General features: G+C 68.4%; 14 protein-coding genes. 8 read left to right on the top strand and 6 right to left on the bottom strand.

Features of this window, described 5'->3' with window-relative positions:
* Positions 1–27: 27 nt before the first annotated feature.
* Positions 28–1,323, top strand: coding sequence for a pyroglutamyl-peptidase I (locus ACZ6ZD_RS28310; protein ID WP_465676954.1), 1,296 nt, complete (start codon positions 28–30; stop codon positions 1,321–1,323).
* Positions 1,324–1,379: 56 nt separating this feature from the next.
* On the opposite strand, the gene ACZ6ZD_RS28305 is transcribed toward ACZ6ZD_RS28310, so the two are convergent.
* Positions 1,380–2,006, bottom strand: coding sequence for an HAD family hydrolase (locus tag ACZ6ZD_RS28305; RefSeq protein ID WP_465676953.1), 627 nt, complete (start codon positions 2,004–2,006; stop codon positions 1,380–1,382).
* Positions 2,006–4,090, bottom strand: a complete 2,085-nt coding sequence (locus tag ACZ6ZD_RS28300) for a DNA gyrase/topoisomerase IV subunit B (RefSeq protein WP_465676952.1) — start codon at positions 4,088–4,090, stop codon at positions 2,006–2,008. Before ACZ6ZD_RS28300 ends, ACZ6ZD_RS28305 begins: the two co-directional genes overlap by 1 nt.
* Before the next feature lie 385 nt (positions 4,091–4,475).
* On the opposite strand from ACZ6ZD_RS28300, the gene ACZ6ZD_RS28295 reads away from it, so the two are divergent.
* Positions 4,476–4,718: a DUF7455 domain-containing protein gene (locus ACZ6ZD_RS28295; RefSeq protein WP_465676951.1), complete on the top strand. Its 243-nt coding sequence runs from the start codon at positions 4,476–4,478 to the stop codon at positions 4,716–4,718.
* Between the two features lie 103 nt (positions 4,719–4,821).
* On the opposite strand, the gene ACZ6ZD_RS28290 is transcribed toward ACZ6ZD_RS28295, so the two are convergent.
* Complete coding sequence (locus tag ACZ6ZD_RS28290; protein ID WP_465676950.1) at positions 4,822–6,297, bottom strand: aminotransferase-like domain-containing protein; 1,476 nt, start codon at positions 6,295–6,297, stop codon at positions 4,822–4,824.
* 86 nt (positions 6,298–6,383) lie between these two features.
* Here ACZ6ZD_RS28290 and ACZ6ZD_RS28285 point away from each other — a divergent pair, with 86 nt between their 5' ends.
* Positions 6,384–7,016 (top strand): LysE family translocator, encoded by a 633-nt coding sequence (locus ACZ6ZD_RS28285; protein ID WP_465676949.1) that lies wholly within the window; start codon positions 6,384–6,386, stop codon positions 7,014–7,016.
* Here the strand turns inward: ACZ6ZD_RS28285 and ACZ6ZD_RS28280 are convergent.
* Positions 7,006–11,013, bottom strand: coding sequence for an RICIN domain-containing protein (locus ACZ6ZD_RS28280; RefSeq protein WP_465676948.1), 4,008 nt, complete (start codon positions 11,011–11,013; stop codon positions 7,006–7,008). The genes ACZ6ZD_RS28285 and ACZ6ZD_RS28280 overlap by 11 nt on opposite strands.
* Positions 11,014–11,196: 183 nt before the next feature.
* Here ACZ6ZD_RS28280 and ACZ6ZD_RS28275 point away from each other — a divergent pair, with 183 nt between their 5' ends.
* Positions 11,197–17,649 carry an RHS repeat-associated core domain-containing protein gene (locus ACZ6ZD_RS28275; RefSeq protein ID WP_465676947.1) on the top strand — a complete coding sequence of 2,151 codons (6,453 nt, stop codon included), beginning with the start codon at positions 11,197–11,199 and terminating at the stop codon, positions 17,647–17,649.
* A gap of 103 nt (positions 17,650–17,752) precedes the next feature.
* Here the strand turns inward: ACZ6ZD_RS28275 and ACZ6ZD_RS28270 are convergent, their stop codons facing one another.
* Positions 17,753–19,693, bottom strand: a complete 1,941-nt coding sequence (locus ACZ6ZD_RS28270) for a glycogen debranching N-terminal domain-containing protein (protein ID WP_465676946.1) — start codon at positions 19,691–19,693, stop codon at positions 17,753–17,755.
* A gap of 42 nt (positions 19,694–19,735) precedes the next feature.
* On the opposite strand from ACZ6ZD_RS28270, the gene ACZ6ZD_RS28265 reads away from it, so the two are divergent.
* The 4 genes from ACZ6ZD_RS28265 to ACZ6ZD_RS28250 all read left to right on the top strand — a co-directional run bounded on the left by ACZ6ZD_RS28265 (position 19,736) and on the right by ACZ6ZD_RS28250 (position 23,046).
* Positions 19,736–20,221, top strand: coding sequence for a DUF456 domain-containing protein (locus ACZ6ZD_RS28265; RefSeq protein ID WP_465676945.1), 486 nt, complete (start codon positions 19,736–19,738; stop codon positions 20,219–20,221).
* An 81-nt stretch (positions 20,222–20,302) separates the two neighbouring features.
* Positions 20,303–20,824, top strand: a complete 522-nt coding sequence (locus tag ACZ6ZD_RS28260) for a hypothetical protein (RefSeq protein ID WP_465676944.1) — start codon at positions 20,303–20,305, stop codon at positions 20,822–20,824.
* Between the two features lie 78 nt (positions 20,825–20,902).
* Positions 20,903–21,604 (top strand): response regulator transcription factor, encoded by a 702-nt coding sequence (locus ACZ6ZD_RS28255; RefSeq protein WP_465676943.1) that lies wholly within the window; start codon positions 20,903–20,905, stop codon positions 21,602–21,604.
* Positions 21,604–23,046, top strand: coding sequence for a sensor histidine kinase (locus tag ACZ6ZD_RS28250; RefSeq protein ID WP_465676942.1), 1,443 nt, complete (start codon positions 21,604–21,606; stop codon positions 23,044–23,046). The genes ACZ6ZD_RS28255 and ACZ6ZD_RS28250 overlap by 1 nt, the downstream gene beginning before the upstream one ends.
* On the opposite strand, the gene ppk2 is transcribed toward ACZ6ZD_RS28250, so the two are convergent.
* Positions 23,043–23,951, bottom strand: a complete 909-nt coding sequence (gene ppk2 / locus ACZ6ZD_RS28245; RefSeq protein WP_465676941.1) for a polyphosphate kinase 2 — start codon at positions 23,949–23,951, stop codon at positions 23,043–23,045. The two genes, ACZ6ZD_RS28250 and ppk2, sit on opposite strands and share 4 nt — an antisense overlap.
* Positions 23,952–24,009 lie beyond the last annotated feature (58 nt).

The raw sequence follows: 24,009 nt of genomic DNA, 5'->3' as shown, positions 1-24,009 counted from the left end.
TGTGCCGAGATCTGATAGACAGCCTCCATGAGACTCCGCCCCGGGTCATTTCCGCGCTCCCTCCTGGTCGGAGCGCTGGCGCTGACCAGCGTTCTGACCGCCGCCCCGACAGTGCAGGCCGCGCCGGTCGTCACCGGCTGCCTGGACCGGACCATCACCGGCACCGTCGAGGAGCAACGCCTGGACAACGGCATCGCCGGCGGGCCCTCGGTCCCGGCCGAGATCCTGCGCCGCAGCGGCTTCGATCGGCAGGTCGAGCTGTTCAGCCGGCTGCTCTGCGTGATGCCGAGCCGCGAAGCCGTCCGGCTGCTCGTCCGCGCCCAGGCCGAGGCCCTGTGGCGGACGGCGACGTTCCGTGCGCAGCGCCCGGTCGAGGCCGCTCCGGACGCGCTACCGGCCAGCGACGACCGCGGGCTCTACTGGGCGCGGATCTCGATGGCGCTGACACTGCGGCAGTGGCAGCCGCGTTTCGGCGTCAGCGCTGCTGAACGAGCCGAGCTGATGCGTTCGCTGGAGTACTCGTCCCGCGGGATCACCGGCACGCGCTTCTCCCCCGGCGTCAAGAAGATCCTCGTGACCGGCTTCGACCCGTTCACCCTCGACGCGGATATCCGGATCGGCAACCCGTCGGGCGCCAACGCGCTCAGCCTCGACGGGCAGCGCTGGACGGTCAACGGGACGACGTACGAGATCCAGACCGTCGTCTTCCCGGTCCGCTACACCGACTTCGACCAGAACATGGTCGAGGACGCGCTCGCCCCGCACTACCGCCCCGGCCCACAGCACGCGGACTTCGTCGTGACGGCGAGCCAGGGCCGGACAGGCATCTTCGACCTCGAGGTCTTCAACGGACGCCGTCGTTCGACCAGCTCGATCGGCGACAACAACAACCTCTGGGGCGGTGGCAGCACCGCAGCCCCGGTCGTCTCCCCCAGCATGCCCGCCGGCCCCGAGTGGCTGACCGCGAGCCTGCCGTTCGCACGGATGACCCAGGCCGATGTCGCGCCGTTCCGCACCCGCGTGAACACCTCGGTCCTGGAGATCCCCGCCGGCCAGTCAGCGCCCGTCCGCCGTCCCGATGGCCCAACCCCCGGCTCGATCGCCTCCGAAGGCGCCGGCGGCGGCTACCTGTCCAACGAGGTCGCCTACCGCAACACCCTCCAACGCGATCTCCTCGACCCGTCGATGCCCGCCGGCCACCTGCACGTCCCGGTCCTGTCCTTCGACCCGGCCAACAGAACCCACATCACCGACCCCACCTACGAGGCCAACCGAACCGCCATCCTCCGCGGCGCCCACAACACTCTTCGCGCCGCCCTCTGATCACTATCCTGCGCGGCGATGATCAGAATTCTGATCATCGCTACCCAGAAACCTGATCACGTCAGGATGATCTCCATCGCCCGCACCACATCCGGCACCTGATGGTCCGCTGCCGGATCTCCCACCCGCTCCCCCACCAGCACAGTCCGCAAACCGGCGTTCCGCCCACCCAGTACGTCGTGCGCGGGCTGATCACCCACCATCCAACCACCGCTGAGCGGCGCTCCGGCGCGCTCAGCGGCAATCTCGAAGATCCGCGCGTCGGGCTTCCGGACGCCGGCCTCCTCGGAGATGACGCAGGCGTCGATCACCGCGGCGATCCCGGTGTGCTCCAGCTTCCGCGTCTGCTGCAGGACAGTCCCGTTCGTCACCACAGCGACTCGCCAGCCGGCTGTCCGCAGTTTGGTCAGTTGGGTGAGCACCGAAGTGTTCACAAAAGTGAACAAGGGGTGTTCATGATCGTAGGTATCCAGGTTCGGAGCGCTGCCGAACTCGCGGCGGAGCCCCTCGAACAGTTCCGCGCGCGGGTGGAAGCCACTGTTGTCGTGGGCAACTAACCAGTCGACGGCGGCGCTGGGCAGGCCGGAGCGCTCGCACCAGCTGATCGACCACGCGCGGAAGGCCGCGTCGCGGTCGATCAGGGTGTTGTCGAGGTCGAAACAGGCCAGCCGCGGGGGCGGCATCAGACGTCGATGCGGCTCTCGTCGAGCTCGTAGGCGCCCTGGACGATGAACTCCTTGCGCGGAGCGACGTCGTTACCCATCAGCAGGTCGAAGACCTGGGCCGCGGCCTCACCATCGTCCACGGTCATCCGCCGCAGCGTGCGGTGCCGCGGGTCGACGGTGGTCTCGGCCAGCTGGTCGGCGTCCATCTCACCGAGGCCCTTGTAACGCTGCGGGGGCTCCTTCCAGCGGACGCCCTTCTTCATCAGCTCGGCCGACTTCCGCTGGTACTCGGCGTCGCTGTACGTGTAGAGGTACTTGTCCTGGCCCTTTTTCGGGTTCGTCAGCTCGAACCGGTGCAGGGGCGGGACGGCGGTGTACACGCGGCCCGCGTCGACGAGCGGGCGCATGTAGCGGAAGAACAGCGTCGCCAGCAGGCAGCGGATGTGCGCGCCATCGGAGTCGGCGTCGGCCATGAAGATGATCTTGCCGTAGCGGACCTGCTCCAGGTCGAAGCTGCGGCCGGACCCGGCGCCGACCACCTGGATGATCGCGGCGCACTCGGCGTTCTTCAGCATGTCGCCGACCGAGGCCTTCTGCACGTTCAGGATCTTGCCGCGGATCGGCAGCAGCGCCTGGAACTCCGAGCTGCGCGCCAGCTTCGCCGTGCCCAGGGCCGAGTCACCCTCGACGATGAACAGCTCCGAGCGGTCGACGTCGTTACTGCGGCAGTCGGCCAGCTTGGCCGGCAGCGCCGACGACTCCAGCGCGGTCTTACGCCGCTGCAGCTCGCGGTGCTGGCGGGCGGCGACCCGCGTCCGCGAGGCGGCGACGACCTTCTCCAGCACGGCCCGGGCCTGGGCCTTGTGCTCGCGTTTGGTCGAGGTCAGGAACGCCTCGAGCTCGCTCTGCACGACCTTCGCGACGATCCGCGAGGCGGCCGGCGTCCCGAGCACCTCCTTGGTCTGGCCGTCGAACTGCGGCTCGGCCAGCCGGACCGTCACGACCGACGTCAGACCCTCCAGGACGTCGTCCTTGATGATCTCCTCGCCGCTCTTCAGCAGCCGGGTGCCCTCCATCGCGGCGGTGAAGCTCTTCGACAGCGCCCGCTCGAAGCCGGCCACATGCGTGCCGCCCTTCGGCGTGGCCACGATGTTCACGAACGAGCGGACCTCGCTCTCGTACCCGTCGCCCCAGCGGACCGCGATGTCGACGTCCAGGTCGCGCTCGACGTCGGTCGGCGTCATGTGCCCGGCGTCGTCGAGCATCGGCACGGTCTCGGTGAAGTGACCGGTGCCGGTCAGGCGGACGACGTCGGTCACCTTCTGGTCGGTCGCCAGGAACTCGCAGAACTCGCTGATCCCGCCGTCGTGCTTGAAGTGCTCCTCGGTCGGCTCGTCGCCGCGCTCGTCGCGGATCACCAGCAGCAGGCCGGGGACCAGGAACGACGTCTGCCGGGCCCGGGTGACCAGCTCGTCGTAGTTGAAGGTGGCGTCCCGGGTGAAGATCTGCCGGTCGGCCCAGTAACGGATCCGCGTCCCGGTCATGCCCTTCTTGGCCCGGCCGGCCTTGCGCAGGCCGGCCGCCGGGGTGAAGCTCGCGTCGGCGCCAGCGGTGTCGAACTCACCGGCGACCCCGCGCCGGAAGGACGTCGTCCAGACCGAGCCGCCGCGGTCGACCTCGACGTCGAGCCGCGCGGACAGCGCGTTCACGACGGAGGCGCCGACGCCGTGCAGACCACCGGAGGCGTTGTACGAGCCGCCGCCGAATTTACCGCCGGCGTGCAGTTTGGTGAACACGACCTCGACGCCGCTGAGCTTGGTCTTCGGCTCGATGTCGACCGGGATCCCGCGGGCCCGGTCGCGGACCTCGACCGAGCCGTCCTGGTGCAGGACGACGTCGATCCGGTCGCCGTGCCCGGCCAGGGCCTCGTCGACGGCGTTGTCGATGATCTCCCACAGGCAGTGCATCAGGCCGCGGCTGTCGGTCGACCCGATGTACATCCCCGGCCGCTTCCGCACGGCCTCGAGACCTTCGAGGACGAGCAGGTTACGGGCGTTGTACGTCGGGTCGAGCTCGGTACTGCGAGGCGTCGGGGCGGCCACAGGGCTCCTTCACTGGTTCACCAACTCACTACGAGGGACAGCCTATGCGGCCGCACCCCCAAAATCCGTTAGCGGCTCCGACACACTGGGCACCTGACAGAACAACGAGAAACCTGCTGTCGCAGATATCGATCCGGACTCGATCGGGCGCGCTCGGACGACACTCCGATCATCAGCACTCGGTGACCGGCAGGTGGCGCACAGTGAGATAGGACACCCCGATAGGGTGGTGAAACGGTCAATTCACCCGAATGCGAAACGATTCCCCGTCAACATGCGTCATACGAGGACAGGTGCTTCGTCTCACATTCGGACACGTTGACCACACCGGGAAGCGATCCGCATGTCAGGATGTTGCTATCTGGTGAGAACGGAACTAGATGAGATGAGGCCTCAAGTGACTACAGCACTCGCCCCGAGTTCGGCCCTGTCGGCCGCGGATCGTTGTGACCGCTGCGGTGCGCAGGCCTACGTCCGTGTCACCTTGACCAGCGGTGGGGAGCTTCTGTTCTGCGCCCACCACGGCCGGGAGCACTCGGACAAGCTGCGCGACATCGCCGTCACCATTCACGACGAGACGGGCCGGCTCGACGCCACCCCCGCCGTCGCCACGGAGGACGAACGGTAAGCCAGGTCTCATAAACGCGCCGACGACGGCGCCAAAGTCCTACAGATCCGATGGCGGTTCCCGGTTCGGGAGGCCGCCATCACTCCTGTTCAGGCGCTGGTGTTCAGACCAGGGGGACGCCGGGGCCCGGGCCGTGCCGGCGCAGCTCACGCCAGGCCGCTGCCAGCCGCCCGACCGCGTCCGCGAGGACCGGCTCCGGATACGCGAACGGGACGCGCAGGTGATCGTCGTACGCGCCGGTCGGGTCCATCGCGCGCCCGGCGACGACCTCGACGCCGTGCCGCAGCGCCACCTGCGCGAAGACCCGGGCATCGACGTCCGGCAGCCGGATCCACAACGCCGACCCGCCGACCGGCTCCTGCCATTCCCAGTCCGGTAGCCGTTCGGTCAGTAGTTGCCCCATCACCTGCTTGCGGATCGTCGCGGTCCGCGCACGCTCCGCGGTCAGTTCGGTGAGCCGGGGCAACATTCGCGCCGTCAGTGCCTGATCGATCAGCGGACTGCCGAGATCGGCCAGCGCCTTGTGCCGGGCGAGCCGTTCGGCACAAGGCCGCGGCGCGCGGATCCACCCGATCCGCAGCCCGCCCCACACCGCCTTCGACACCGACCCGATCGTCAGCACCTCGGCGTCCTCCGGGGCGTACGCCGCCAGCGGGGGCGGGATCTCCGGACCGGCCGGGTCCCACGCGGCGTAGGCGTTGTCCTCGACAACGACCACGCCGTACTTGGCGGCGATCTCAGCCACCTGCCGGCGGCGGTTCGCCGACATCAGGCGGCCGGTCGGGTTGTGGAACGTCGGCATCACGAACAGCATCGCCGGGGAGTGCTCGGCACACGCCGTGGCCAGCAGGTCCGGCCGGATGCCGGCGTCGTCCAGCGGGACGCCGACCACCCGCCCACCGGCCGCCCCGAACAGGTCGAAGCAGCCAGGCCAGCTGGGCTGCTCGATCAGTACGGCGGCGCCTGTGCGCAGGTACATCCGCGTCACGAGCTCAATGGCCTGGTGTGCCCCGGTCGTGACGACGATCTCGTCCGGACTGGTCGGCAACCCACCGTCGGTGAAGTGCTCGGCGACCCGATCCCGCAGCACCTCCAGACCGCGCGGGTGGTAGCCGACGTCGTCCAGCAGCGCCGGGAGGTCCTCCCGGGCTAGCGCCGTCAGCTCGTCAGCCAGCTCGGGCAGCCCGGGGTCGACGGCGTACGTCAGTGAGATCACCTCCCCCGGGCCGACCGCGATCCGGTGGAACAGCGAGTCGCCGTACCCGGCGGGCATCCGCTTGTCGGTCCGTGACCGCCCACGGCTCGCGGACCGCGCCACCGTCGTACCGCTACCGCGCCGGCTGTCCACCAGGCCGCGGGCCCGCAGTTCGTCGTACGCCGCCACCACCGTCGACCGGCTCACCGCCAGCGCCTCGGCCAACCGCCGCTCCGCCGGTAGCCGGGCGCCAACAGGCAGCTCGGCCGAGCCGATCAACGCGGCGATCTCATCAGCCAGCCGCCGGTACAGACCACCGGTCCGCGCAGACAGCCGCGGACCGATCTGCTCGGCCAGCGCGGCGGCATCTCCGGAACGGTCCACTTCTCCTCGGATTGGCTCGGGTGGACTGCTTGCTGTCCCGTCAGGCTAGTCGGTATCAGCAGTCCACCACGAGTAGAGGCGGGTCGATGGGTATCGCGCAGGTTCTGGGCTTCACAGGAGCGACCCTGGTCCTGGTCGGCACACCCGGACCGAACAACCTGTACATCTCACTGCGCAGCCTCACCCAGGGCCGCCGCGCCGGAGTCGTCTCCGCACTGGCCATCGAGACCGGCACCATCGTCTACGTCGTCGTCGCCGCCCTGGGCCTGGCCGCAGTCGTCCAGGCCTCCCCCGGCCTCTTCACCGCCATCTCCGTCGCAGGCGCCCTCTACCTCGCCTACCTCGGCATCCGCACCCTGACCGCCCCCACCGCCGAAACCCCCGGCGGCATCCCCCCGGCCCCCCTGTCCCGCATCTACCGAGACGGCGTCCTGGTCAACCTCCTCAACCCCAAAGCCGCCCTCTTCTTCCTCGCCTTCCTCCCCCAATTCACCACCCAGAACGCCACCCCCACCCAACTGCGCACCGAGATGCTCCTCCTAGGCCTGGCCACCATGCTCATCGGCCTCGCCCTAGACCTCTGCTACGCCTTCGGAGCCGCCGCCATCGGCCGCCGCCTCCGCTCCCCCCGAACCCCCACCAGACTCCGCAACCACCTAACCGCCGCCGTCTACCTCCTCCTAGCCACCATCGCCCTCCTCACCGCCTTCACTGCTTGATGAAGAACCACCGCTGGCACTTCGCGCCGTGGTACGTCCAGGTGATCAGGCCGGTGCCCTTGGCGGGATTGCAGTTGTCGACGTCCAGCGCCAGCCCGGTGCTCACCGACGTGACCGCGTAGCTGCCGTCCGGGCTCGGTTCGATCCGCCAGCGCTGGCATTCGGAGTTGTTACTGGGGAAGGCGATCACGGTGCCCTTCAGCAGCTTCGAGCAGCCGCGGATGTCGAGCGCCCGGTTACTGCTGGGGTCGACGATCTTGTATACGTCGTCGCCCAGGCTCTCGAGCTTCCACTGCTGACACGGGCTGCCCGGCACCCATTCCCACATCCGGATCTTGTCCGTGGCGATGCAGTGCTCGATATCGAGGACATGGTGCGACGTCGCGGCCTCGACCCGATAGCGGGCGTCGCCGTTCTCCCCGAGCTGCGTCGGGTTGTACGACGGCCGCAGCGTCCATTGCTGAGTCGTCAGCTGCCCGCAGGTCTGCTGCTTGATCGGCGCGTAGTCGTCGAAGATCGTCTTGTCCCCGTCCGGGAAGACCGTGGCGCACTTCTTGCTGTGCGCGAACCGCAGCTGGACGACGGTGTCGTAGCTGGTGCCCTCGATGTACTCGACCGTCAGTTGCTGGTTCGCCGTCGGCTCGCCACTGCCGCTGCCGCACGGCCACTGCAACAGCTGGCGACCGTCTTCGAGACCGACGTCCGCGATGTCCGCGCATTTCATGCTGTGCATCGGGCGGACGCTGAACTGATCGGTGCCGGCGATCGGCGTCAGCCGGAAGCGGGCGTTGAGATCCACCGGCAGGCACCCGTACTGGATGTACCGCGCCTGGTCCGCCGTGCTGGCGAACTCCACGTTCAGGCATTTGTTGCTGTTCTTGCTGACCAAGTCGTACGCGCGGTGCTCGAGCTCGAACTTCGGCCCGGTCACCGCGTCGACCTGGCCCGACCAGGTCTGCAGCCGGGCGCCGAAGGCCGCTCCCGTGGACAGTTGAGTGAACGCCTCCCGCACGCCTGGCGTGGACCCGCCAGCGTACAGCAGTGCGATGTCGTCCTTCCGGTCGCCGTTGAAGTCACCGACCGAGAGGCTGGTCTTCGACAGGTCCAGCTCGTTGTCGGTCACCGTCCACCAGGCGCTGCGGGACAGCGTCGCGCCGCTCGGCTTGAACACCTGCAGGGAGACCTTCGCAGGCGTGTCCTCGTAGAGCGCGACAAGGTCGTCGCGGCCGTCCCCATCGGGATCGCCGACGGTGATCTTGCTCTTCTCCCAACAGTAGTTGCCGGCCCCCGAGTCGTACGCCGACGCCCCCGCGGCGAAGCCGGTGCCGCTGGATCGGAAGACCTCCACCGACGTGCGGCAGCCGTCCAGGTTCCGCATGCTGACGAAGTCCGCCTTCCGGTCGCCGTCCAGATCGGCGAGCACTGGCGTACTACGGGTCCACTGGGCCGACGGTTCTGAGGTCAGCCACTTCACCGGCTGGGCGAAGTTGCTCGCGGCGGTGAAGACCAGCACCTCGAAGCCGCCGTCGGCGGTCGCGTTCTGGACCGCGATGTCGGCCTTGGTGTCACCGTCCACGTCGCCGGCGACGATTCTGGCGGTGCTCAGTGGCCACCCGTTCGCGCCGCTGGTCCAGCTCGCGCTGCCGGCCTCGTACCGGTTGCCTTCGGCCCGCAACTTGTACAGCCAGATCTGCCGGCCGGCGCCTTCCCGCAGCAACGCCATGTCCGCGCGGCCGTCGCCGTCCCAGTCGCCTTGGACGGCGCGGCTCCTGGTCAGCGAGAAGGCGCCGCCCTCGCCTGTGTCCCAGCTCATGACACCGGGATGGAAAGCGGCCCCGGCCGACGGCATCGTCCAGATCGCGGTCCGGCCGAACCCTTGGTCGAAGATCGCGTTCAGGTCCGCCTTGCCGTCTCCGTTACTGTCACCCCGCGCGGGCGCCGGGGCCGTGCCGCCGGCCTTGGCGCGCAGCCCCCACGACTCGGTCGGCTCACTCTGGTTGCCGGCCTTGTCGACGGCCACCACGTAGAGCTCCCGATCGAACGAACCGGTCTGCCCGGACGGCGTCAACGTGATCGGCACCGTCGCGGCGCCCCTGGCGCCGGCCTTGGTGCGCATCGCCAGCTTGTCCGAGGCGAAGCCGTACACGTACTCCGCCACCTCGCTCTCCTGCCCCGCCGCCGGCCGGAACGTCACCGTGCCGGTCTGGTACGCCGGCGTCTTACGGCTGCCATCCGGGAAGTCGGCCGAGGCGACGGCCGGAGTCGCCGGGCTGAGCGAATCGATCACGAAGTAGCAGTCGGCCGTCGCCGGGCCGGCGACCAAGGCGTCCCGGGTGAACGCACGGTAACGGTAGACCTCGTTCTCGTTCAGGGTGCCGGCCGGCACCTCGGCCCAGGAGAAGGCTGCGCCGGTCGCGGTCTTGCCGACCGAGCTGGTGTGGACGACGACGTCCGCCGCGTTCCGGATCTCCAGCGTCGTGGTCACCGCGTCCCCGCTGTCGGGATCGTTCGCGACCGCCGAGAATTGCGGCGTCCGGGTGCTGATCGGCGTCGGCGCGTCCGCGGTCCCGCACGGGCGCGGCCGGATCAGGTTGAGCGACTTCGGCTCCCGCGGCGCCGTGTTGTAGGTGATCGACAGCACGGCGCTGTCCGGCTTGAACTTCTTCCACTGGTTCTCGGCGCCTTCGTCGGGCGCCCGCAGGCCGAAGGCGATCGTCGTACGCCGGTCGTTCGCGGCTTGCTGGACCAGTTCGACGATTCGGGGCTCGTTCGCGAACAGCACCGGTTCGTCCTCCGGCGGCGGATAGGCCTCGGCCGAACGAGTCGCGAGCCGCTCCCGCCAGAACTGTTCGTTGTTGTTCCAGTCGATGTAGGTGCCGGTGTCGAAGTCCTTCAGATGCCACAGCGCGACCGGTGTCTTCGCGCCGGTCGGCGAATAGTCCAGGTCGATCCCGAACGAGGCATCGGTGACGGTGGTCCCGGCGATCGTCTGGCCGCCGTTGGTCAGGTTCATCAGGAACATCGAGCGGTACAGGTTCGCGCGAGACTCGTACGCACGACCGACCTTCGCGCCGTCCTTGGTGTCGTAGCCCCAGCCGGTCTGGCCGCCCATCCGCACGTTGACGTGCAGCCAGCCGGCCAGCCGGCCGCTCATGGACGGATCGATGTAGATCGGGAACCTGGATCGCGGATCGGTCAGCAGAGCTTGCTGCGGGCTGAGCTCGAGCTGTCCGCGCCGCAGCTTGATGCCGACCTCGGCCTGCCGCGGCGTCCCTGGGGTGCTGTCCCACATCGTCGGCGGCGGCGCGCTGAAGACCGTCGCGCCGAGCGCGTCGACGGCCGTCGTCGAACCGTCCGGCTGGACGCGCACTCGCAGCCCCTTGCCCGCGAAGGGAGTCCGGAGCGCGCGCAGTGCGGGGTTGAGCGCGGCGGCGCGATCCTTGACGACGAGCAGGTACGAGAAGTTGTCGACGGCAACCTTGATCTGGAGGTCGACGCCCCGGTAGACCTCCGGATACGTGGCGGTGCCGCCGTTGAGGCGCGGCGCCGGTAACTTGTCCGGCCAGCCCATCACGAGCTGTTTCCCCGGCTCGCCCATCGTCAGCAGGGTTGTCGAACCGCCGCCGGACAGCACGATCGGCACCGTGGCCGCGACTGGGCGTACCAAGCCGTCGCGCTGCCGGCGCAGGGTGGGATCGGGCGCGACCCACCGTGATCCGCTCCGGACGCGGACGGGCGTCGCGTGCTGCGTCATGGTCTTCGAGCCGTCCGGGTTGACGTAGATCTCCGCGGTCTCGCTGCGCCAGCTGGTCACCTCGACCCGGCGCCCGGTGCGGGCGGCCTTGTCGGTGGCGATCACCTCCGGCGTGCTCGGCCTGACCACTGCGTTCGGTTGCGCCGTCGCGGGTGGCGGATCGCCCTGGACGGACGCGACCAACGGGACGGCGAGGAGCGCGGACAGGAACGCCGCCAGCAGCCGGCGGTATTTGACGGACATCGAAAGGACCCCTCGACGAAGGCGGGCGGAGTGCCGTCGATGATCCCCGAGCCCGCTCAGGGCCGCGCATGTTTCAGCTGTCGTCGAAGGGGTCTTCGATCCAGGTCGAAACACCTGTTCGGCCCGGGACCGGATGCCAGCCTTGCCCGGTCCCCTGAACAGTCCATTACCGGAGGTATATCCATGTCCGCCCACCCCGGTCGCCGGCGATCACGCCGGTCCGCCCTGCCCCGCGCAGGACTGATAGCGGTCACCGCCGCGACGCTGATCGTCGGCCTGCACGGTCCGGCCGCGCTCGCGCAACCGAGCGACGTCACGAGGGACTCCGAACCCGCAACCACCGATCTCGAATCGGTGCCCAGCCGGCAGGTCGGGCTCGGGCCCGTTCCGATCGATGCCACCGGCAACCTTGATGTCACGAAGCGGCCGACCGTCGTCTGGCCGGCCGTCGGCAGCGCGGAGAGTCAGCCCGCCGCGGCCGCCGTCGATCCGCGCCTCGGCTTCAGCCCACGGACCAAGGCACAGGTGTCGCCCGCCGAGCTGGCCAAAGGCAAGGCCGGTCCACTACCCGTCTGGCTGTCGGCTCCGGCGCCGACCGCGGGCCGGAGCGCCGTGGCCGTCGCACAGGCCGTTCCGGCCAAGGTCCGAGTTGAGTCCTTAGGACGACAGGGCAACCAATTCGTCCTCAAACTGCACCGCGCCGACAAGGTGGCCGCAGCCGGCCGGACCCGGCTGACCGTCAGCTACCAGCAGTTCCGCGACGCGTTCGGCGGCGACTATGCGTCCCGGCTCAAGGTCTACCAGCTCCCGGCCTGTGGGGTGGGTAAAGCCGCACCAGCTCCAGGCTGTACGCCGAGGCCACTGAAGACGGTCAACGACGCCTCCGGCGTACTCAGTGCCGACGTTCCGGTCGCTCCGGCCGGGTCACCGGACGGAACTTTCGCCATCGCTCCTGCCGCGTCCGGCGGCGCGGGCGACTTCAAGGCCACCGCGCTGCGTCCGTCCGCCACCTGGACCGTCGGCAGCTCGTCCGGCGACTTCAGCTGGAGCTATCCGATGAAGTCCCCGCCGGCGCTCGGCGGTCCGGTCCCCCAGACCACCATCGGCTACTCCTCCGGCGGCGTCGACGGCCGGACGTCGGCCACGAACAACCAGCCGTCATGGGTCGGCGAGGGCTTCGAGTTCGCCCCCGGCGGCTCGATCGAACGCCGCTACGCGTCCTGCAGCTCCAAGAACGAGAAGAAGAACGGGAACAACGCGAAGGTGGACTCCGGCGACCAGTGCTGGGCCACCGACAACGCCACGTACACCCTCAACGGCGGCGGTGGCGAGCTCGTCAAGGACGACGCGACCGGCGCCTGGCGGGCCAAGAACGACGATGGCTCGGTCATCAAGCGGCTCACCGGCGCCGACAACGGCGCGCGTGACGGCGAGTACTGGGAGCTGACCAGCAAGGACGGCACCCGGTACTACTTCGGCCTGAACCAGCTCCCCGGCTGGGACAAGCCCGAGCCGACCGAGAAGGCCGAGACCCGCTCGGTCTCGACCATGCCGGTCTTCGGCAATCACCAGACCGAGCCCTGTCACAAGGCGAAGTTCGCCGACTCGTGGTGCACCCAGGGCTACAAATGGGCCCTTGACTACGTCGTGGACCGCAACGGCAACACGATGAGCCTGTTCTACGACCGCGAGACGAACAACTACGGCCGCGCCATGAGCGCTACCAACGTCAGTACGTACACCCGCGCCAACAACGTCGCCCGGATCGAGTACGGCCAGACCGACGGCAACGTCTACCAGACGAAGCCGGTCGCGCGGATCCTGTTCGAGACGGCCGACCGCTGCATCGCCTCCGCTACCTGTACGCCGGCGGACTACCCGGACACTCCGCTCGATCAGGAGTGCAACTCGACGACCAACTGCAACAACAAGTTCAACCCGAGCTTCTGGACCAAGAAGCGGCTGACCAAGGTCACCACGCAGGTGTGGCGCACGGGTGAGAACAAGTTCGGCGACGTCTCGTCGTGGACGTTGCGGCAGTCGTTCCGTGACCCGGGTGACGGAACGCGGGCCGGACTCTGGCTGGAGAGCATCTCCGAGGCCGGTCTGGTCGGCTCGCCGCAGCAGCTGCCCGAGGTGAACTTCGACGGCATCCAGCTGGCGAACCGAGTCACCGGCGACAGCCTGCCGCCGATGAACTGGCTGCGAGTCAACACCGTCCGGTACGGCAGCGGCGGCCAGATCAAGGTCGACTACAGCCGGCCGGATTGCAAGCCTGGCGACGTGCCTGCGTCACCTGACGACAACACCCGGCGCTGTCACCCGATGAAGTGGACGCCGGACAACGGCGACGAGCGAACCGACTGGTTCAACAAGTACGTCGTCGAGCAGGTGACCGAGACCGACCGGCTGCTCAGCACCCGGCCGGCCGTGACCAAGGTCGAATACCTGTCGAAGCCGGCCTGGCGTAAGGACGACGAGGACGGCCTGGTCGAGATCGGCATGAAGACCTGGTCACAGTGGCGCGGCTACAGCCACGTCCGGGTCACGAAGGGCGACGGCACCGACGGACCGCCACAGGTGACCGAGACCAGGTACTTCCAGGGCATGGACGGCGACACCAAGGCTGACGGAACAGTCAAGCACCCGGTGATCACCGACTCGAACGGGACGAAGGTCCCCGACCTGCAGCCGCTGTCGGGCCAGACCCGCGAGCAGACCACGCTGAACGGCGCCGAGGTCGTCGACCGGACCATCAACGACCAGTGGGTTTCCGAGCCCACCGCCACCCGCAAGCGCGACTGGGGAACCACCAACGCCTACAAGTCGCTGCAGGCCGGCAACACCCAGGTCCAGACCGTCGCGGGCGGCGGGCTGCGCAAGATGGCCGCGAAGAACAACTACGACGCCGACGGCGTACTGAAATCGAAGTACGACGCGAACGACGTCACGACCTCCGCGGACGACACCTGCACCTACTACGAGTACGCGAGCAACCCCGGCGCCGGCATGGGCGAGCTCATCAAACGCGAGTACGCCGTCTCGGTCGCTTGCGACCAGCCGTACACCAAAGAGCAGGTGATCAGCGACCAGCGCACCTACTTCGACGGCGCGACCGACATCAACGCCGTCCCGACCAAGGGCAACCCGACCAAGACCGAACGCGTCAAGAGCTACGACGCCGCCGGGAACCCGGTCTACGACGAGCAGTCCAAGCTCGAGTACGACGCTCTCGGCCGGCCCGCCAAGGCGACCGATGCCGAAGGCGGAGTCACCACGACGACCTACTCCCCCGCAACCGGCGGACCGGTCACGCAGCAGGTGGTGACCAAGGCCAACGGCCACACCACCACGAAGGAGCTCGAACCGGCCTGGGGCAAGGAGGTCGCGGTCGTCGACCAGAGCGGCCGTGCCAGTGAGGCGGAGTACGACGCGTTCGGCCGCACCCTCAAGGTGTGGCTGCCCGGCCGTACCGGCTCACCGGCAGCGCAGCGCAAGCTGGCGGGCACCGGCAAGGCCTACACGGCCGACAACGCCGCCGTCCCGAACATGGCCTACGAGTACCGATTTGGTCTGGACGTCGGCACCAGCTCGGTGATCAGCAAATCCCTGCAGAGCGACGGCAGCGTCAAGCAGTCCTACGACCTGTCGGACGGTCTGCTGCGCCCGATCCAGAAGCAGGACGCGGCCCCCGGCAACGACGGCCGCACGCTCACCGAGACCTGGTACGACTCACGTGGCCTGGCCGCCAAGCAACTGGGCCCGTACTGGAGTCAGACACCGCTGGCGGAGAACTTCGCCGCGGGTGACCAGAACGTCATTCCGACCCAGAAGCTGATCACGTTCGACGGCGCCGGCCGCACGACCGAAGAGACGTTCAAGTCGGCGAAGACAGTGAAGTGGAGCACGAAGCGGAAGAACTCGGCCAACGAGGAGACGGTCGAGCCGCAGCAGGGTGAGCAGGCGACGACGAAGGTCACGAACGGCGAGGGCCGCGTGACCGAGCTGCGCCAGTACCGGGGCCAGACAGCGACCGGAGCGTTCGACAAGACGTCGTACGCGTACAACACCCGCGGGCTGCCGACAATGGTGACGGACCCGGCCGGGAACAAATGGACCTGGGAGTACGACATCCAGGGCCGCAAGACCAAGGAGGTCGACCCGGACAAGGGCACCTCGACGTTCACCTACAACGACCTCGACCAACTGGTGACGGCCACCGACAACCTCGGCGCCACGCTGGAGTACAGCTACGACCTGATCGGCCGCAAGACCGCGATCCACGAGGTGCCGAAGTCCGGCGCCAAGAAGCTGCTCTCGGAGTGGAAGTACGACGCCACCCCGGTCGCGGGTCAGCCCGGCGCCGTGGCCAAGGGCAACATCAGCTCGAGCACCCACTGGGTGGACGGCCAGCCGTACACCACGAAGTACACGGAGTACGACAAGAGCGGCAAGCCGCTGGGACAGGAAGTCGTGATCCCGTCGTCCCAGGGTGGACTGGCCGGGACCTACAAGTTCGGCAACACCTACAAGGAGGACGGCGAGATCGCGTCCTCGACGCTGCCGGCCGTCGGCGGTCTGCCGGCGGAGACCCTGCAGCACGGGTACAACGACAGCGATCTCCCCACCACCCTGAGCTCCGACCTGACGACGTACGTCACCGGTACGGCGTACACCGCGATGGGTGAGGTCCAGGAGCTCGTCCAGCGGTCGGCCAACGGCAAGTCGGTCACCCAGAAGTACGACTACGAGCCGGGCACCCGGCGGATGAACAAGGTCACCACGGAGAAGGAGACCAGCGACTCGCCGGTCTCGATCGTCCGGTACGCCTTCGATGCCACCGGCAACATCACCAAGATCACCGACGCCGGTGAGACGACCGACACCCAGTGCTTCACCTACGACCACCTGCGCCGCCTGACCTCGGCGTGGACTCCGGGCGGCGGTGACTGCGCCGCGGCGCCGAACAAGGACACCTTGGGCGGGCCGGCGCCGTACTGGCACTCCTGGACGTTCGACCTGACCGGCAACCGCAAGTCCGAGACCCGGACGAGCGCCGGCGGTACGACGACGTCGACGTACAACTACCCGGAGACCGGTCAGCCGCGGCCGCACGCGGTCCAGTCGGTCACCACGACCGGCGGCGCGGGCGGTACCCGCACCGACAACTACACCTACGACGAGACCGGAAACCTGAAGACCCGGAACCTCAACGGCGCCGGGGTGGAGACCTTCGACTGGGACGCCCAGGGCAAGCTGGCCAAGGTGGCCGGAGCTGGGAAGACCACCGAGATCATCACCTCCGCCGACGGCGACCGGCTGATCCGCAAGGACCCGTCCGGGACGACGCTCTACCTGCCAGGCGGCAACGAGGTACTACTCAAGTCCGACGGCTCGCTGACCGGCACCCGGCACTACAAGCACGGCCAGCAGGTCGTCGCCGTCCGAGTCGGCGCCAACCAGCTCAGCTGGCTCGGCGCGGACCACCACGGCACCGCGACCACGGTGATCGACAACACCGCGGCACAGAACGTGCAGCGGCGGCGCATGGACCCCTACGGCAACCAGCGCGGACCCGCACCGGCCGCCTGGCCCAGCCAGCGCGGCTTCGTCGGCGGCACCGCCGACCCGAGCACCGGACTCGTCCACCTCGGGGCCCGCGACTACGACCCGACCACCGGCCGCTTCATCTCGGTCGACCCGGAGGCCAACTACCAGGACCCGCAAACCATCAACGGCTATTCCTACTCCAACAACAGCCCCATCTCCTTCACCGACCCCGACGGCAACTCCTGGTTCAGCAGCGTCATCTCGGCCGTCGGCAGCGCGATCAAGACGACCGTCGACAACGTCATCAACCGGGTGGCCGAGACGATCAAGGTCGCCGTGCCGATCCTGGCTCCGGTCGTCGAAATGGTCCAGAACGCGGCCACCGGGCTCTGGAAACAGGTCACCGACTTCGTCAACGCGACGGTCGAGGTCGTCAAAACCGTCTACCGCACGGTCATCAAACCGATCGTCAAGAAAGTGGTCACCTTCGCCGCCAAGGTGACGGTCGTGGCCAAGAGCGCCGGCGCCCAGATCAAGAACGAGTTCAAGAGACAGGTCGCCAACAAGATCGATGCCGTCGCCAACAACGTGAAGAACATTGGCTCGGCCTTGTCGTCGGCAGGGAACAGCGTCAAGAACTGGGCGCAGTCCGAGAGCGGCCGAAAGGTTCTGCACCTCGGCACGAACTTCCTCACCGGGGTGCTCTCCGGCCTGGTGGCCGGACTCGCCTGCGGGCCGGCCTTCCTGATCTGCGGTGCAGTGATCGGCGCCGCGGCAGGGAGTGTGATCGGCGCCGGCCTGCACACCGGCGTAGCCGCCCTCACCGGCGAGAAGATCACGCCGGGCAAGATCGGCCAATGGGCCAACCAGGGCGCCGCGGCCGGACTGTTCAAAGGCATCCGGAAGGTCACCGGATCGACCGGCTGGGACATGATCAAGGGAGCCAAGGGACGCGGACTCTCAGGCCTCGGCTCGTCGGCGGCCGAGAAGACCAGCCAGTTGCAGAGCGCGGTGCGAAACCTCGGTAACTGGGGCCCCAGGCAGCCTGGCCTGGCGCCTGGTATCAACCAGTTCCTGCCCAAGTAGGTGAGACGGTGCTGGAGGCCGCTGGCCTCCAGCACCGACAACCGGGCGCCAAGCTCTAGTACAGCTACGACGTGCTCGGCCGCAAGACGGCGATCCACGGTAGTCAGGTGGTGCGGTGGTAGAGGTGGGTTGGGGCGTTCAGGACTGTTGTTTTGCCAGGGGTCCAGGTGAGGGTTAGGGGGTGGGCGGCGAGGGTCAGGTTGAGGGTGAGGGTTGACCAGGGGAGGGTTGGGGGCGGGGTGATGAGGAGGGTGTTGGCGGGGGCATCGGGTTCGATGCCGAGGGCGGCTACCAGGACGGCTACGGCTGAGGCGGCGGCCCAGGCTTGGGGGCGGCAGGAGCCGGGGTAGGGCGAGGGGTGGGTCTCTTCGGTGGCGCCGCGGCCGGCGTACAGCTCGGGGAGGCGGTAGGTGAAGGACTCCGCGGCTTGGAGCAGGCCTTCGACGTAGGTCGAGGCGACTTCGTGGTGGCCGGTGGCGTAGAGGCCCTGGATGGTCATGGCGGTGTCGTGGGGCCAGATGCTGCCGGTGTGGTAGCCGATGGGGTTGAAGCGGGACATGGTGGTGGAGAGGGTGCGGAGGCCGAAGCCGCTGTTCAGGTCGGGGGCTGCGAGGACTTCGGCGACGCGTTGCTCTTCGTCGGCGTCCAGGAGGCCGGTGCCGAGGAGGTGGCCCATGTTCGAGGCGCGGCCGCGGACTGCGTTCTTCTGGCCGTCCAGGGCGATGGCTGGGTAGCCGTCGACCCAGAAGGCCGCGCGGAAGCGTTCCTGGAGGGCTGCAGCCCAGGCGCGCCACTCGTCGCCAGGTTCGCCGTACGCCTCCAGGAGTTCGGCGCCTTGGACGGCGGCGGCGTACGCGTAGCCCTGCACCTCACACAGCGCGATCGGTGCAGTGGCGATCTGGCCATCAGGCCACTGGACCGAGTCGTCGGAGTCCTTCCAGCCCTGGTTGGCCAGGCCGTGGCCGGACTCGTCGATGTACTCGAGGAAGCCATCGCCGTCCGGGTCCGCGTAGTCCCGCAGCCACTCCAGCGCCCGCTTGAGGTTCGGGAGTAGCTCGCGGACCTGGTCGGACGGCATCCCCCAGCGCCACGCCTTGTGGAGCGTCATGATCCACAGCTGGGTGGCGTCGTGCGTCCCGTAGTACACCGGCGGCAGCACGAACCCGGCGCCATGTTCGGCCGCTTCCGCGCGCAGCTCATGCGGAATCTTGCCGGGCTGCTCAGCAGTGTCGGAATCGACCGCTGTACCCTGCCACTGAGCCAGAATCCGCAGTGTGCCCGCAGCAAGTTCCGGATCGACCGGAATCAACATGCCGGCCGAAATGAGCGAGTCGCGACCGAACAGGGTCAGGTACCACGGCGGCCCCGCACCGAGGTAGCGGTCAGTGCCGACAGCGAGCTGCAGCGCTTGGACGTCGGCCAACGACTGCTCGAACCACCGCTCAACCCGGTGATCACTACAGTGAACACTTGCGGTGTACAGAAAAGTGTTCACTGGTGGGTTGATGTCGAACCCGGACACGGATTCCGCGAAGTCCATAGCCACAGTGACCGTCACGGTGCACCGCTCCCCCGGCTCCAGCCGTGGTGTGCTGACCAGGCCCGGATCCACGTCAACGGCCACGCTGGTGCCGGACCGCTCCCAGCTGTCCAGCTCCGGCAGCGATTCCGCCGTACCGTTGCGCACCTCGACGATACTGGCCAGATCGGTGCCTACGGCAACCTCCAGCCGGTACTCGCGCGACTCACGCGAATTGTTGACCAGAGTGATCCGCTCGGTCAGACCGTCCCGCTGGACGTCGCGGCGCCGGTACAGCAGCCCGCCGGCCACGACAGCGACGTACTCGTGACTGGACGGACTGCGCTCGTCAGCCTGCAGCGGAGTCGGCTCCACGCCGTCCACCGTGACCGACAGCCTGGACAGGACCCGCCGGTCCCGCGCGTACACCCCCGCGACGCCGGAGCCGGTCAACTGCCCCGAGCGTGGCGACAGGACCACCCAGGGCGCGGCGAGTGCAGTGACCATTTCGTGTAGCTGGGTCATGCTTCCACCCTAAAGGCCGCCTCTTTACGGCAGAGTGTCCATGTGAACACTGCTGCGACGCTCCTCGTCGGTGTGGCCATCTTCGTCGGCATCCTCGGCATCGTCATCCCGGTGCTGCCCGGCGCCATCCTGAGCCTGGCGGCCATTCTGGTCTGCGCCATCGTCGAGCAGAGCACCACCGGGTGGATCGTGTTCGCCGTCGCCGCGGCTCTGATCGCAGCGAGCCAGGTGGTCAAGTACACCGTCCCGGAACGCCAGCTGCGGGAGTCCGGCGTCCCGAGACGCTCGATGTTCGTCGGCGTCCTGCTCGGCATCGTCGGCTTCTTCGTGATCCCGGTCGTCGGCATGTTCGTCGGCTTCCCGGTCGGCGTCTACGTGTCGGAGCGGCAGCGGCTCAAGACGCACGCCGAGGCGTGGGCCTCCACGAAACATGCGCTGCGGGCGACCGGCCTGTCCATCCTGATCGAGTTCGTCGGCACCTCGCTCGCAGCGGCCGTCTGGTTGTTCGCTGTGATCTTCCTGGTCTGATTGCCAGGGATTTCTCAGCCGCACGGGAGCCTCGTCTCAGACCGGCGGGCGAAGCTGACACACATGGCAACATTCCAGAAGATGTCCGAGAAAAGCTGGCGGATCGCAGGCACCATCGCCGCGGTCGCCGTGACCACCACTGCGGGCGGTGTTGCCTGGGCAGCCACCAACGCCGACCCGACACCGTCTCCCACCGCCTCCCCCTCCACTCCGGCCAACCCCAGCGAGCCCGGCAAGGGCCCCGGTCCCGGCCGCGGCTTCGGCCACCCAGGCCAGTTCGGCGGCGCGCTGCACGGCGAGTTCGTCGTACCGAAAGAGGGCGGCGGCTACCAGACCGTCGCCTCACAGCGCGGGGAGGTGACCGCGGTCAGCAAGGACTCCCTCACCGTGAAGAGCGAGGACGGCTACAGCCGCACCTACACGCTCACCGCCGAAACGCTGGTCAACTCCGCCCGCGACGGCATCGCCAACGTCAAGAACGGCAGCACTGTGACGGTCGCCGCGGTCGTCGCCGACGGCAAGGCCACCGCCGTCCGCGTCAACGACGGCACCGCCCGCAAGGCCGCCGGTGAGAAGTGGGGCTGGAAAGGCGGCCCACGCTGACCCGCTCCCCGGCGACTCACAGCTGATTGCCAGGAAGCTTCCAGGTTTCCCACGGGTCGCGGCAGCACACTGGGAGCCATGAGCCCGCATCTGCTGGTGGTCGACGACGAGCCGAACATCGTCGAGCTGCTGTCCGCGAGTCTGCGCTTCGCCGGGTACGACGTGTCCACGGCCAGCCACGGCACCGAGGCCCTGCGCAAGGCCCGCGAAGTGCAGCCCGACCTGGTCGTGCTGGACGTGATGATGCCGGGGCTGGACGGGTTCGAAGTCGTCCGCCGCCTGCGCGGTGAGGACCGGCACGTACCGGTGCTGTTCCTCACCGCGCGCGACGCCGTCGAGGACAAGGTCCTCGGTCTGCAGACCGGCGGCGACGACTACGTCACCAAACCGTTCAGCCTGGACGAGCTGGTCGCCCGCGTCCGCGCCCTGCTGCGCCGATCCGGACACCGCGAACACAGCGCACCCGAGACCGCCGTACTCCGGTACGCGGACCTGGAGCTCAACGAGGACAGCTACGAGGTCTTCAAATCCGGCCAAGCGGTCCAGCTCTCACTGACCGAGTTCAAACTGCTGCGCTGCCTGCTCGAGAACGCCGAGCGCGTCCTGTCCAAGAGCCAGATCCTGTCCGCGGTCTGGAACTACGACTTCGCCGGCGACGCCGGAGTGGTCGAGTCCTACATGTCCTACCTGCGCCGTAAGGTCGACACCGGCGACCAGAAACTGCTCCACACCGTCCGCGGAGTCGGCTACGTCCTGCGCACCCCCCGAGGACCCAGCTGATGAACTCGCACCGCCGCTTCACCGACCGCTACCCGCTGCGCATCACCATCGTCGTCATCCTGCTGACGCTGGTCGCACTCGCGCTGGTCGCCTCCGGTGTCGTCGCGACGACCATCATGCGTGGCTACCTGGTCGACCGAGTGGACACCCAACTCGCCCAGCTGGCTCGCAGCGGGCCCGGGATCGGCCGCTTCGAGGGCCCGCCACCCGGCGCCAACGCAGGCCTACCGAGCCTGTTCGTCGTCCAGGTGTCGAACGCCGACGGCAGCCCACGGCGCGGCTTCCAAGCTCCCCTGCGCGAAGGAGAGTCCAAGCCCAAGCTCCCGTCCCTGACCTATGACGAGGTGCTGGCCCTGCGCGGCCAGCCGTTCAACGTGCCGGCAACCTCCGGTGGCGACACCTGGCGGGTGCTCGCCGTACCGCGCAACAACAACACGACCATCATGCTCGCGCAGAACCTGCAGGACGTCAGTCGCACCGTGCAGCAGCTGGTCGGGGTACAGGCCGCGGCTGGGCTGATCCTGCTCGTGCTGCTCGCGGGAGTGGGGACGTACGTCGTCCGGCGGAGCCTGCGAGGTCTGGAGGACGTCGAACACACCGCAGTGGCGATCGCAGGCGGCCAGCTCGGACGCCGGGTGCCGGAGCGCGACCCGCGGACCGAGGTCGGCCGCCTGTCGCTCGCGCTGAACCAGATGCTCGGCCAGATCGAGAACGCGTTCGCCCAGCGCAGCGCCTCCGAGCAGGCCGCACGCCAGTCCGAGGACAAGATGCGCCGGTTCGTCGCCGACGCTTCCCACGAGCTCCGGACGCCGCTGACGTCGATCCGCGGATTCGCGGAGTTGAGCCGGCAACGCGGCGGCGAGGTCGAGCCCGATGTCATGCGGCGAATCGAAGACGAGGCCAAACGGATGGGCCTACTCGTCGACGACCTCCTGCTACTGGCCCGCCTGGACCAGCAGCGTCCGCTCCGCCTGGAGACCGTCGACCTGCTCCCCATCGCCGCCGACGCACTGCACAACGCCCACGCCGTCCAGCCCGACCGCGACATCGCCCTGAAGATCCTGCCGGACTCCGAAGCGCCCGTCGTCCAAGGCGACGAGGCCCGCCTCCGCCAGGTCCTCGGCAACCTGATCAGCAACGCGCTGCACCACACGCCCGCCGACGCGCCCATCCTCGTCTCCGTCGGCACCCGCGGCCGCGAAGCCGTCCTCGAAGTCCAGGACACCGGCCCCGGCCTGACCACCGAGCAGAAGGCCCGCGTGTTCGAACGGTTCTACCGCGCCGACTCGGCCCGCACCCGCAGCACGGCCGGCGCCGGCGGCTCCGGCCTCGGCCTGTCCATCGTCGCTGCCCTGGTCGCCGCCCACGGCGGCCGCGTCACAGTCACCGACACCAAACCCCACGGCGCGACCTTCACCGTCGCGCTCCCCCTACCGGACTAGAGAACCGGGAACACCCGCGTCGCGGACTCACCGTGCTCGAGCACCTGAGCCGCCGGCCCGAGGATCTTCGGATCCGGACGACCGACCAGCTCGTGATCCTTGTTGGTGTACTCGTACAAGCTGAGCACGTGCCGCATCGCCTCCAGCCGGGCCCGCTTCTTGTCGTTGCTCTTCACAACAGTCCAGGGCGCGTGCGGCGTGTCCGTGTAGTGGAACATCGACTCCTTCGCCTCGGTGTAGTCGCCCCACTTGTCCAGCGACGCCAGGTCCGTCGGCGACAACTTCCACTGCCGGACCGGATCGATCTGCCGGATCGTGAACCGGGTCTGCTGCTCGGACTGCGACACCGAGAACCACAGCTTCACCAGCAAGATGCCCGAGCGGACCAGCATCCGCTCGAACTCGGGCGCCTGCCGCATGAACTCCTCGTACTCGTCCTGCGTGCAGAAACCCATCACCCGCTCGACGCAGGCGCGGTTGTACCAGGAGCGGTCGAACAGCACCATCTCCCCCGCAGCTGGTAGATGCTCGACGTACCGCTGGAAGTACCACTGCGTCTGCTCGCGCTGGGTCGGCTTCTCCAGCGCGACGATCCGGGCGCCGCGCGGGTTCAAGTGCTCCATGAAGCGCTTGATCGTGCCGCCCTTGCCGGCCGCGTCCCGCCCCTCGAAGACGATCACGACCTTCTGCTGGGACCGCTTCACCCAGTACTGCAGTTTGAGCAGCTCGATCTGCAGCAGGCGCTTGTCCCGGTCGTACACCTCACGCGCGAGCCGCTCGCCGTACGGGTACCCCTCCCGCCAGGTGTCGACCGGCGTCCCGTCGGCCCGCAGCAGGACGGGGTCGTCGTCCTCCTCGTCCACCACGCGGAAGCCAAGCTCTTGGACGAGATCTGGAGTGCTCATGCGCCTACGTTCGGCCCTCTGCATGACTTCCAGGTGAACAACCTGACCGATACCGGAC

This window comes from Kribbella sp. NPDC104218 (assembly GCF_055584105.1).
The sequence above is the reverse complement of the archived record's forward strand: the minus strand, read 5'-3'. Positions and strand labels throughout refer to the sequence as shown.

Excerpts from the sequence above, each read along its gene's own strand:
- ACZ6ZD_RS28275 (WP_465676947.1), top strand. The coding sequence starts at position 11,197 with ATGTCCGCCCACCCCGGTCGCCGGCGATCACGCCGGTCCGCCCTGCCC.
- ACZ6ZD_RS28285 (WP_465676949.1), top strand. The coding sequence starts at position 6,384 with ATGGGTATCGCGCAGGTTCTGGGCTTCACAGGAGCGACCCTGGTCCTG.
- ACZ6ZD_RS28310 (WP_465676954.1), top strand. The coding sequence starts at position 28 with ATGAGACTCCGCCCCGGGTCATTTCCGCGCTCCCTCCTGGTCGGAGCG.
- ACZ6ZD_RS28305 (WP_465676953.1), bottom strand. The coding sequence starts at position 2,006 with ATGCCGCCCCCGCGGCTGGCCTGTTTCGACCTCGACAACACCCTGATC.
- ACZ6ZD_RS28260 (WP_465676944.1), top strand. The coding sequence starts at position 20,303 with ATGTCCGAGAAAAGCTGGCGGATCGCAGGCACCATCGCCGCGGTCGCC.
- ACZ6ZD_RS28270 (WP_465676946.1), bottom strand. The coding sequence starts at position 19,693 with ATGACCCAGCTACACGAAATGGTCACTGCACTCGCCGCGCCCTGGGTG.
- ACZ6ZD_RS28255 (WP_465676943.1), top strand. The coding sequence starts at position 20,903 with ATGAGCCCGCATCTGCTGGTGGTCGACGACGAGCCGAACATCGTCGAG.
- ACZ6ZD_RS28295 (WP_465676951.1), top strand. The coding sequence starts at position 4,476 with ATGAGGCCTCAAGTGACTACAGCACTCGCCCCGAGTTCGGCCCTGTCG.
- ACZ6ZD_RS28280 (WP_465676948.1), bottom strand. The coding sequence starts at position 11,013 with ATGTCCGTCAAATACCGCCGGCTGCTGGCGGCGTTCCTGTCCGCGCTC.
- ppk2 (WP_465676941.1), bottom strand. The coding sequence starts at position 23,951 with ATGAGCACTCCAGATCTCGTCCAAGAGCTTGGCTTCCGCGTGGTGGAC.
- ACZ6ZD_RS28250 (WP_465676942.1), top strand. The coding sequence starts at position 21,604 with ATGAACTCGCACCGCCGCTTCACCGACCGCTACCCGCTGCGCATCACC.